An 11,612-nucleotide genomic window follows, 5' to 3' on the forward strand; every position below is an offset into this window, starting at 1 on the left:
ACCATTTTTATCAACATTAGGAATTTTATGAATAACTTTCAATATTACAATCCAGTCCGCATCGTTTTTGGTGAAGGTCAAATCGAACAACTATCAGACCTAGTCCCTACCGATGCTCGCGTACTTATTACTTATGGTGGTGGTTCAGCACAGCGTACTGGTACTTTAGATGAAGTAAAAACTGCATTAGCGGCAAGCGGTAACCGTACTGTATTTGAATTTGGTGGTATCGAAGCTAACCCAGAATTCACCACACTATTAAAAGCAGCCGATATGGTGAATGAGCAAAACATCGACTTCTTATTAGCAGTCGGCGGTGGTTCTGTGATTGATGGCAGTAAATTTGTGGCACTCGTATCTTCATTAACTGAAGAAGATGGTACGGTCTCACGTGATCAAGCTTGGGACGCGCTAACGGGCTATTGCAAGAACATCGATTCTGCTATTGACCTAGGTGCGGTATTGACCATCCCAGCAACGGGTTCTGAGATGAACTCAGGCGGCGTGATTAACTATAGCGAACGTCAAGCAAAACTACCATTTGGTAACCCACTGGCCTTCCCTAAATTCTCAATCCTAGATCCAGTAAAAACCCTTACATTACCTGAACGTCAGGTTATGAACGGCGTTGCTGATGCCTTTGTCCATGTGATGGAACAGTATCTGACTTATCCAGTCAATGCCAAGGTTCAAGACGCTTTTGCTGAAAGCTTGCTCAAAATCCTTATCGATGAAGGCCTAGTGGTTAAGCAAGATCCAGAGAACCTAGAAACACGTAAGAACATTATGTGGACAGCGACGATGGCATTGAACGGCCTGATCGGTACTGGTGTGCCACAAGACTGGACAACCCATATGGTCGGTCATGAGCTTACGTCTTTGCACGCTATCGATCATGCACGTACCTTGACCATCGTCTTGCCATCAGTCATGCGTGAGCTAAAAGAAAGCAAAAAAGAAAAACTACTCCAGTATGCTCGTAACGTATGGAACATCACTGATACTGACCAAGACGACGATGCCATCATCGAAACGGCCATTGTCTATACTGAAAACTTCTTCCGCGAACTTGGCTTGCCAGTGAGCCTAGAAGACGTCGATTTGACTGAGTCAGCGATTGATCCAATTATCAAGCAACTCGATGCACATAACATGGTCGAACTTGGTGAGCACGGCAAAAACGATTTGGACGTCTCACGTCGTATCTTACAGCGTGCTGTAACTAGCAAAGCGTCTTAATAAGCGATATAGCAAGAACTGTCAGAAGAATTATAAGAAAAATCGCGACAGTAACAATAACTACATAACGTTATGCTATTTATAGTAGTTGTAGTCAATCAATATTAAAAGTGGTACAAGGCAGACGAGTGCAAGTACTACAGTAGTAGGCTAAACGAGTCTAACGCTGTAACACTTTAATAGTGGTTCGACTATATTCAATTCAATACTGAGTAGTTACTACATCTAATACCTCTATAATAATGACAATGAATAAATATAAAGGAGTCCTACTATGAGCTTCGATAAAGAGCAGCATCAACAAACCAACCGTCAAATCAAACTTGCCAGTCGCCCGAACGGCGAGCCAACCGCTGACAACTTTGATCTGACAACCAGCGACATCCCAACGCCAAACGATAACGAGATGTTATTACGCACAGTATATCTGTCATTAGACCCATATATGCGTGGACGTATGAGCGATGCAAAAAGCTACGCTGACCCATTAGCAGTCGGTGACGTCATCATGGGTGGCACAGTCGCGCAAGTGGTTGAGTCTAATATCGATAAATTTGCTGTCGGTGATTTGGTCATATCAAATTCCGGCTGGCAGGACTACAGTGTCAGTGATGGCGAAGGCGTCCTGAAACTGGACGAAAACATGGCAAACCCTTCTTATGGTTTAGGTGTGTTAGGTATGCCCGGCTTCACTGGTTACATGGGTCTGACTGATATCGGCAAACCACAAAAAGGCGAAACGTTAGTTGTCGCTGCAGCCACTGGACCTGTCGGTGCTACGGTCGGTCAAGTGGGTAATCAATATGGTCTTCGCACTGTTGGTGTAGCAGGCGGGAAAGAGAAATGCGATTTCGCGGTCAACGAGCTTGGCTTTGACGTCTGTATCGACCACAGAGCCGATGACTTTGCTGAGCAATTAAAAGCGGCCTGCCCAGATGGTATCGATATCTATTATGAAAACGTCGGTGGGCACGTGTTTGATGCGGTCATGCCATTATTAAATGATCATGCTCGTATTCCCGTATGCGGTCTGGTCTCACAATACAATGCAACCGATCTACCTGATGGCAAAGACCGCCTAGGTCAATTGATGGGACTCATTCTCCGTCAGCGTCTCACGGTCAGAGGCTTCATTATCTTTGAAGAGTATGGCGACCACTTCCCAGAGTTCTTAGAAACCATGAGCAAATGGGTAGAGTCAGGCGACGTCAAAACCAAAGAATACATCGCTGATGGTTTAGACAATGCACCAGAAGCCTTTGTCGGTATGTTAAACGGTGATAACTTTGGTAAAACAGTGGTTAAGGTCTCTGACGTTCAGTAACTTATGTTAAATAATTGACTGTTAAATAATTGACGATAGGTAATAACTATTGTTAACAACAACTTAACAACACAACTTGCTAAAATCACTACTGAAAGTTACGTCTGAAGCAGGAATAATATTAGCGGTCACCACTTATTATACTGATAACGTTTTGGTCATCTGGCTTTTCATTTGAATGAATCCCCTATCAATAAAAATGTGGCTGTCAATAATTTGCTTTACTCACATATAAACAATAAATAAGGATAATCATGAATATTTTAATGGTACTAACCTCACACGACCGTCTAGGCGATACTGGTAAAAAGACAGGATTTTGGCTAGAAGAATTTGCAGCTCCCTACTATGCATTTCTTGATGCAGGCGTCAACGTAACCTTGGCCTCGCCTGCTGGCGGTCAACCACCACTAGATCCTAGTAGTGACACAGAAGACGCGCAAACCAAAGATACTAAGCGCTTCAAAGAAGACAAAGACGCTCAAGAACATTTGGCTAATACCAAAAAACTTGCTGATATGAAAGCGGAAGATTTTGATTCAGTTTTCTACCCTGGCGGTCACGGCCCATTATGGGATTTGGCAGTAGACAAAAACTCTATCAATCTGATTGAGTCTTTTGTTAAGCAAGATAAGCCTGTCGCGTTTGTTTGTCATGCACCTGGCGCGCTTAAAAACGTGAAAGTTGATGGCGAGTACTTAGTAAAAGGCAAAACAGTCACAGGCTTTACCAACTCAGAAGAAGATGCCGTTGGTCTAACAGACGTAGTACCGTTCCTAGTAGAAGACGTATTAAAAGCTAATGGTGGTAACTACGAAAAAGCGGCCGATTGGGAATCGTTTGTCGTGGAAGATGGTTTATTGATCACTGGTCAAAACCCAGCATCTTCAGAAGAAGCGGCTACGCGCCTTGTTGCCAAGCTAAAAGGTTAGGACTCAGAAACCGATAAATCAAGCCATGCCTAAGGTCGATATTATGATTCGCTTACATCATCTTAATCAATCACGTTCATTACGTACGCTTTGGCTTTTAGAAGAGCTAGGTGTGCCCTACGAAGTTGTTAGTTACCAACGTGATGCCAAAACTCATTTGGCACCGGATTCTTTAAAAGCGGTGCATCCACTCGGTAAATCTCCAGTTATCGAGATGGACGGCCAAATTTATGCTGAATCAGGGGCCATTACTGAGTTACTGATTGAGCGATTTGCGCCCGAGCGTCTACGTCCTGCGACAGACAGCTCGGACTATGGGTATTATCTACAGTGGATTGACTTTGCAGAAAGCTCGCTGATGTTGCCATTAATGCTTGAACTATTTACCAAAAAAGCAGGCATTGATGACAATGAGTTTTTGAATGGCTATATCGATAGAGAAAAAACCAGATTGTTTGAATATCTGGATGCTTCGGTTGAAGGTAAGTCGTTCATTGTGGGTGATAAACTAAGTGGTGCTGATTTTATGCTGTCATTTGACTTAATCATTCTTGCTAAGCGCCAAAAGCTTGACGCGTATCCAAATATCAGACAGTATGCCGAACAGCTGGCTCGTCTTGATAGCTATCAGCGCGCTATGCAGCTAGAGGCTAAGTACGATCAATCTGTTTAGCATTGCATCATAATTGACAGACCAATTTTCCGATACACACAAACAGCTCTGTATAGAGCTGTTTTTTATGCGTGCTTTATTTTACGATTGCATGAATAACCATCGAATTATAGTCATCAATGTTACATAAGAAAATTAAGCTGTAGAGCAAATAAATTGCTCAGCACCATCCATCAATTACGTGTCGATGACAAAAGCACGATAAAATTTATGATAAAATCCTTTCTGAATTTTCTGGGTTATCTTTCAGATACCATCAGTGAGTTGACTGGCGTTTCACGCTATAAATGCTAACTGCACTGACCTGACTCCCCGCCTGGCATCTGTCCTATTTCACTCTATTTCCTTATATAGATTGTGGTACGCCCATGAGTAACGAATACCAGTTTAAGCCCCACGAACAGCCAATAATGGTAGGCTCTCCAGCCAATCCTGACCATCCGGCACGCCGTAAAGTATTTTATTTGCTCATTGGGATTTTTGTGGGTCTCACAGCCAGCTTCCAAAATGGTCTACTTGTCGCCAACCTGACGCAAATTCAGGGTCAGCTAGGCTTAACGCCAGCTGAAGGTGGTTGGATATCGGTCAGTTATAATATGACCAATGCCTGTATCACCGTTCTGCTGTACAAAATTCGTCAGCAATTTGGCATGTCGCTTTTTAGCAAAATCACCCTGTCATTTTTGTTAGCCGCCACCAGTCTACAGTGGCTGATCAGCAGTCACTTGTTAGACACACCTAATATTAGCATTGAGCCCTATTATTTAGAGATTGTCGCTAGGGGACTTAGTGGTATGGTGGCAAGTGGTATGACCGTATTGGGCTTGTTTTATTGTCTTCAGGGTATGCCAACCGTCAAACGTACTAGTGGTCTGATATTGGGATTTGGTCTGGTACAGTTTGGTATTCCATTATCACGTGTCATCTCGCCCTACCTCGCCATCGACGGTCAGCTTGAAAACTTATTTTTATTTCAATTTGGTCTGGCGCTGATTTGTTTTGGGCTGATTAATATATTAGAGCTACCACCAGGGAATACAGAAAAAGTATTTGAGAAATTGGATTTTGTAAGCTTTGGTTTTTTTGCTAGTGGTCTGGCTGCATTGGCTGTCGTTTTGGTACAAGGTCGAATTTTATGGTGGACGACACCTTGGCTCGTCTATCCACTGATGATTGCTATCGTCGGGATTAGCATCGCGTTATGGATTGAGACGCATCGCAAAAATCCGATGCTACAAGTGCGCTGGATGCGTAGCCGCAATATTATTGCCTTCATGGTGACGGGCGCTGTTATGCGGATTTTGCTATCTGAGCAAAACGTCGGAGCGGCAGGATTGCTCGCTAACCTCGGCTACGGTAACGATCAGCTGGTTACTTTTTATGCTGTTATTATAGCCGCCAGTGCACTGGCTTTGATTATTAGTATTTTTAGTACCAATGCGATGGATTTGCGCCGACCTGTTATTTTTGCCGTGGCATTGATTGCCTTAGGGTCTTGGATGGATGTTGGTGTGTCTATTAATTCAGCACCCTATACGTTTTATCTCAGCCAGTTTTTGATTGCCTTTGCCGCGGTGTATTTCATGGGGCCTTTGGTTTTTGAAGGGTTTTTGCGGGCTATTGGCAGTGGCCCTGCGTATATTATTAGTTTTTCAGTGATTTTTGGCATCTCCCAAACAGTTGGCGGACTGGCAGGTGCGGCAGCCATTCAGGCATTTACGACCATTCGTACACAAATGCATTATGCAGATATGGTCAGCTCTTTGAATTTGGGCGATCCTGCATTTAGCGCCCAGGTGGCAGGCACTCGTAACATGTTGTCGAATCAGACCACTGACGCGGCCCAAGCAAATATCGGTGCAGTTAGCCAAGTACTGCAAGGCATTCAGCGCCAAGCAACGGTCGCAGCATACAGCGACCTGTTTTTTCTGATGGCCTGTCTTGCTACTGCCGTTACGATTATTTTGCTGCTCAATTATCTTTATAACCGCTACCACAAGCGCAATCCACTGGCCAAAGAGCTCGCCGTCATCGCCAAGATGCGCGAAACAAAATAATTCAACTTATTATCTTAGTGATTTTTTATCATATTTATTTATAGTCAGACCCATCAGATATCTGCTTATTAACATTTAGGAGCATGTCATGAGCCAAGAAAAACCAAATGAGCTTAATAAAATACCTCAGACGTCAACTGATGCTCCAGCAACAGACACACGTACAGAGTCTGCTACGGCTCCAGTAGAGACCGCTACAAGCGCTACGCAAAAGAAAACGGATACATCCGAGATACAAGCAGCTACTGATACGCCTGATAGCGTGCGTGAGGATAACTCTGTAGAAGGCTCTATAGAAAATCAAGACGATGATAATGAAACGCCTATGCCGCCAAAAGAGCCGATATCAAATACGGCTGGCTGGTCTCCCAAGAAAAAATCCTATCTAAATTTGGGATTATTGATTGCGCTGATTGTCATTGGTGCGGCCTTAATTTTATATGCTTGGAAACTGCCACCATTTACGCCTACGGTGCAACAAACCAATAACGCCTTTGTCAAAGGTCAAACCACTATTATTAGTCCGCAAGTTTCCGGCTATGTCACCGAAGTGGCGGTGCAGGATTTTGCTGATGTAAAAGCGGGCGATCTACTGATAAAAATAGATGATCGAACGTTTCAACAGCAACTTGAACAAGCTGAGGCCAATACTGAAGTGGCGGTCACCAGTCGCTCTACCAATGTTCAAGACACGCAATCTAGCCAAGCACAAATCGAAGCACGCAAAGCAGACTTATATAGCGCCAAAATCAATGTCGAGAGCGCTCGTGAAGACGTCAATCGCTATCAGGGCTTAGATGCTATCGGTGCGGTATCAAAAGCAGAAGTGGCTCATATCAAAGCAAAGCTGGCTCAAGCACAGGCAAGCGTGCAACAGGCTGAAGCCAATTTACAAGCCGCGCAACAAAACCTCGCCAAAACCAGTGGCACCCAACCCTCGCTGGACGCAAATATCAAAAGTGCTGAGGCAGGTGTGAAGCAAGCACAAATTAATCTCGATAATACGATCATCACAGCACCTGAGTCCGGTCAGCTGAGCCAAATCAGTGTCAAAGAAGGTCAGTACGTTAGCGCGGGCACCCAGCTCATGTATATCGTACCAAAAGGCATTTGGATTATCGCAAACTTTAAGGAAACCCAAATAGCCAGTATGGCAATCGGCGAACCAGCTACTATTCATGTGGATGCGCTTGGCGGTGCCAAATTCACAGGTCATGTGAGCAACATCTCACCAGCCACTGGCAGTGAGTTTAGTGCAGGTGCCGCCAATCCTGCGACAGGTAACTATATAAAAATTGCGCAGCGCATCCCAGTACGTATCGACTTGGATCCGCACCAACCTGAGCTTGCACGCTTGCGTCCTGGTATGTCCGTCTCTGTGGATGTCGATACCAATGCCAAATAAAGCAAATAACTGATATAAAAAAGCCACTCTAAATACCCGAGAGACTGGATATAGAGTGGCTTTTTTATATTTTTAAATGAGCTAGGATTTCAAAATCAGCCAAACACTATGGTAGTAGACGCTTGGTCGTCCAGCTTTCAGCGCTTTGGCTATCACCATCTTGCGTATATACGATGCGGTCATGCATACGGTTGGCACGACCTTGCCAGAACTCGATTTTTTCAACCGTAATTTCATACCCACCCCAAAACGCTGGCGTTGGCACTGTGGTGTTTTCTGGATATTTGGCCTGAAGTTGCTCGAACGTTTGCTCCATCACCTCACGATTGGTGACTTCACCACTTTGCGGTTGACTGACCCAAGCACCTATTTGGCTATCATGTGGACGTTTTTGAAAATAGGCAGCAGATTTTTCAGCGTCAATTTTAGCAATACGACCACTAATACGAACTTGGCGCTCCAGCTCATGCCAAAAAAACAGCGCTTCAGCATTGGGGTTTGCTGCAACGTCCTGTCCTTTCGCGCTGTCATAATTGGTATAAAAAATAATACCTGTATCCGTAATTTCACGCAGTAACACGATACGGACGCTAGGCTTATTGTCTGCACCGCAAGTTGCCAAACTCATAGCATAAGGTTCTTGCACTTTTTGCGCTATTGCCTCATCCATCCAAGCCTTAAATAGCTCAAATGGTGACGCTGGTACTGACTGTTGATCAAGCGCGCCTTTTTCATATGAAAGGCGTTGGTCGGTAAAGTCCATGCTCATGATCATTCCTTATTATAAAATTATGACATTTCAACATTGTAATCTTGAGTGCTAAGCTTTGAATATTAAGCTTTGAATATTAAGCGTTGAATACTATTAACCTAATACCGACTTGATATGATCAGCCAAATCATTTGCCATCACATCACACTCTATCTCATCATCAGACTCAACCATGACTCGAATCACAGGCTCTGTACCTGATTGGCGAATAAGAAGACGACCACGACCTTCTAAAGTCGTCTGTGCTTTGTCAAAAGCGGCGACCAGTTCTTCATGCTTGTATGGGTCTTGCATCTGAGACAGACGTACATTGACCAGCTTCTGTGGTAGTACGTCAAACCCTTCGACCAGCTCACTCAGTGCACGTCCTTGCGCTTGCATCACAGCCAATACTTGCAACCCTGCTATGATCGCATCGCCTGTACGGCTTTTGTCCAGGCACAGAATATGTCCAGATGGCTCACCGCCCAGTATCCAACCATTGGCCTCCAAGTCTTGCATGACATAGCGGTCGCCTACTTTTGCACGAGTAAAATCAATGTCAGCCGCCTTTAATGCCAACTCTAATCCCATATTACTCATAAGCGTACCAACGACGCCTTGCGCTTTGGTGAGTCCTTGGGTCGCGAGCACATATAAGATACCGTCACCATCAACCAGCTTACCTGTCTCATCAACCATCACAATGCGATCGCCGTCACCATCTAATGCGATACCAACATCTGCTTCATGCTCAAGCACCGCTTTTTGCAGACCTTCAGGATGAGTAGAGCCACATTCAGCATTGATATTGATGCCGTCTGGAGTGTTATTGATAGCGATAACACTAGCACCAAGCTCCCGCATGACTCTAGGTGCGACGCTATAGCCTGCACCATTGGCACAATCAACCACGACGGTCAGATGGCTAAGATCATACTGATATGGGAAGCTGCCTTTGCAAAATTCAATGTATCGACCTTTTGCATCGTCAATTCGGCGGTTTTTGCCTAGGTTTGCAGGGTCAAGGATAGGCATCGTGGCATTGTTACCATTAGCATCACTCATGATTGCCGTTAATCTGTCATTAATTGCTATCTGCATCTCATCACTGATTTTTTTGCCACTACCTGAGAAGAACTTGATACCGTTATCATAATAAGGATTATGTGACGCTGAGATAACCACACCCGCATCGGCATTAAAACTGCGAGTCAAATGTGCAATCGCTGGCGTCGGTAATGGACCAAGCATATAAACATCGACGCCAGCCCCGTTAAAACCTGCTTGCAGAGCACCTTCAATGACATAACCTGAGAGACGAGTATCTTTGCCGATGACCACACTTGGTTTGCGCGTAGAATTTTCGTTGGCTTCTATGAGCACCTGTCCAGTCGCATAACCCAGTTTTAAAATAAAGTCAGGGGTAATAGGCAATTCACCAAATTTTCCACGGATACCATCAGTGCCAAAGTAACTCATTATTTATATTCCTCAAGTCTAAAAATAAAAGGCCAAGCGTATGCGCAGGCAATACTGCTATTGTAATAATATGCTTTTATATTCTACAAAAAAAACAGCCAACAATAACAAAGCATTGTTGACTGTTTGTATCTTAACGTCACTACAGCTCTGCAACTGGGCCAGTTCTCAAACAGTGCAGAGCTATAAAATACCGATTAGTTTACACGGTAGTTCGGCGCTTCTTTCGTGATCTGTACATCATGAACATGCGACTCTTTCATGCCTGCTGATGTGACTTTGATAAACTGTGGGTTGGTGCGCATATCTTCGATAGTCGCAGAGCCTGTATAGCCCATTGATGAGCGTAAGCCACCAGCCAATTGGTTGACAATACCAGCGACAGGTCCTTTATAAGGAACGCGGCCTTCAATACCTTCTGGTACGAGCTTCTCTACGCCATCTTTGGCATCTTGGAAATAACGATCCGATGAGCCGTTTGATCCAGACATTGCACCCAGACTACCCATACCGCGGTAAGCTTTGTAATAACGGCCTTGGAACAGCTCAACTTCACCTGGTGCCTCTTCCGTACCAGCCATTAGTGAGCCTACCATAATGCACGATGCACCAGCCGCAATCGCTTTTGCCATGTCACCTGAGTAGCGGATACCGCCATCAGCGATTAATGGGATGCTGTCTTTTAATGCGCTAGCAACATTATCAATAGCTGATATTTGTGGTACACCAATACCGGCAATGATACGCGTGGTACAGATAGATCCAGGGCCGATACCGACTTTTACCGCATCAGCGCCAGCATCACGTAGTGCAAGTGCCGCTTCGCCTGTTGCGATGTTGCCACCGATAACTTGAACATGCGGATAGTTTTTCTTGATCCAAGAGACTTTTTCAATTACGCCTTTTGAGTGACCATGCGCCGTATCCACTACGATCACATCAACATCAGCAGCGATTAATGCTTCGACGCGTGCTTGCGTGTCTGCACCTGTACCAACCGCTGCACCAACACGCAGACGACCTTTCTCGTCTTTACACGCATTTGGATTGTTTTCGGCTTTGGCAAAATCATTGACCGTAATTAAACCACGTAAGCGGAAGTTGTCGTCGATAACGATGACTTTTTCGATGCGATGCTCATGTAGCAATTTTTTGATATTCTCGTTGCTCTCACCTTCATGTACGGTGACCAACTGCTCTTTTGGTGTCATGATCTGACTAACTGGCAATGACAAGTTGGTCTCAAAACGCCAATCTCTGTGAGTCACGATACCTACTACGTTGTCTGTACCCTTTTCGACCACAGGTACGCCTGAGATATTATTGTCTTGCGTCAAGCGTAGCAATTCACCAATCGTCATCTCTGGATGTACGGTGATTGGGTCAACAACCGTACCCGCTTCAAACTTTTTGACGCGGCGTACTTGTGTGGCCTGCTTTTCGATGTCCATGCTCTTATGCAAGATACCCATACCACCAAGCTGAGCCATCGTGATCGCCATTTCAGACTCAGTGACGGTATCCATAGCAGCAGAGATCAGCGGAAGGTTTAGCGTGATGTTTTTGGTCAAACGGGTAGACAGATCGGCAGTTTTTGGCAGAACTTCAGAATAGGCTGGCAATAATAAAACGTCATCAAAGGTTAAGGCTTCATCGACAATTCGCAACATACAGACCCCTAGTGGTGGTTATTTTGATGGGTAGGAGCTCAGAGTTAGGCATATCAATTATTGCAACTGCATACACAGT

Annotated in this window: 9 protein-coding genes; 6 read left to right on the top strand and 3 right to left on the bottom strand. The window is 44.7% G+C overall.

Annotated elements, in window-relative coordinates; genetic code table 11:
- Nucleotides 1-27: 27 nt before the first annotated feature.
- The 6 genes from HL061_RS02570 (at nucleotide 28) to HL061_RS02595 (ending at nucleotide 7,630) form a co-directional block, all read left to right on the top strand.
- Nucleotides 28-1,239, top strand: a complete 1,212-nt coding sequence (locus HL061_RS02570; protein ID WP_212564442.1) for an iron-containing alcohol dehydrogenase — start codon at nucleotides 28-30, stop codon at nucleotides 1,237-1,239.
- A 274-nt stretch (nucleotides 1,240-1,513) separates the two neighbouring features.
- Complete coding sequence (locus tag HL061_RS02575) at nucleotides 1,514-2,563, top strand: NADP-dependent oxidoreductase (RefSeq protein WP_212564441.1); 1,050 nt, start codon at nucleotides 1,514-1,516, stop codon at nucleotides 2,561-2,563.
- A gap of 254 nt (nucleotides 2,564-2,817) precedes the next feature.
- On the top strand, nucleotides 2,818-3,495 hold the full coding sequence (locus tag HL061_RS02580; RefSeq protein ID WP_212564440.1) for a type 1 glutamine amidotransferase domain-containing protein: 678 nt from the start codon (nucleotides 2,818-2,820) through the stop codon (nucleotides 3,493-3,495).
- Nucleotides 3,496-3,538: 43 nt separating this feature from the next.
- Nucleotides 3,539-4,168, top strand: a complete 630-nt coding sequence (locus HL061_RS02585; protein ID WP_071003624.1) for a glutathione S-transferase — start codon at nucleotides 3,539-3,541, stop codon at nucleotides 4,166-4,168.
- A 368-nt stretch (nucleotides 4,169-4,536) separates the two neighbouring features.
- Nucleotides 4,537-6,225, top strand: coding sequence for a hypothetical protein (locus HL061_RS02590; RefSeq protein ID WP_058024515.1), 1,689 nt, complete (start codon nucleotides 4,537-4,539; stop codon nucleotides 6,223-6,225).
- Nucleotides 6,226-6,313: 88 nt separating this feature from the next.
- A complete protein-coding gene (locus tag HL061_RS02595; RefSeq protein ID WP_240366359.1) occupies nucleotides 6,314-7,630 on the top strand; it encodes an HlyD family secretion protein in 1,317 nt (438 codons plus the stop codon).
- 106 nt (nucleotides 7,631-7,736) lie between these two features.
- Here HL061_RS02595 and pdxH read toward each other — a convergent pair whose 3' ends face one another.
- The 3 genes from pdxH to guaB form a co-directional block, all read right to left on the bottom strand.
- Entirely contained in the window at nucleotides 7,737-8,393 is a 657-nt protein-coding gene (gene pdxH / locus HL061_RS02600) for a pyridoxamine 5'-phosphate oxidase (RefSeq protein ID WP_201587730.1), read from the bottom strand.
- A 102-nt stretch (nucleotides 8,394-8,495) separates the two neighbouring features.
- Complete coding sequence (gene glmM / locus HL061_RS02605; protein WP_093069892.1) at nucleotides 8,496-9,863, bottom strand: phosphoglucosamine mutase; 1,368 nt, start codon at nucleotides 9,861-9,863, stop codon at nucleotides 8,496-8,498.
- 197 nt (nucleotides 9,864-10,060) lie between these two features.
- Nucleotides 10,061-11,533, bottom strand: a complete 1,473-nt coding sequence (gene guaB / locus HL061_RS02610) for an IMP dehydrogenase (protein ID WP_186474353.1) — start codon at nucleotides 11,531-11,533, stop codon at nucleotides 10,061-10,063.
- Between the last annotated feature and the right edge of the window lie 79 nt (nucleotides 11,534-11,612).

The sequence above is a fragment of the Psychrobacter sp. PSP genome (genome assembly GCF_024085615.1).
GTDB lineage: Bacteria > Pseudomonadota > Gammaproteobacteria > Pseudomonadales > Moraxellaceae > Psychrobacter > Psychrobacter pacificensis.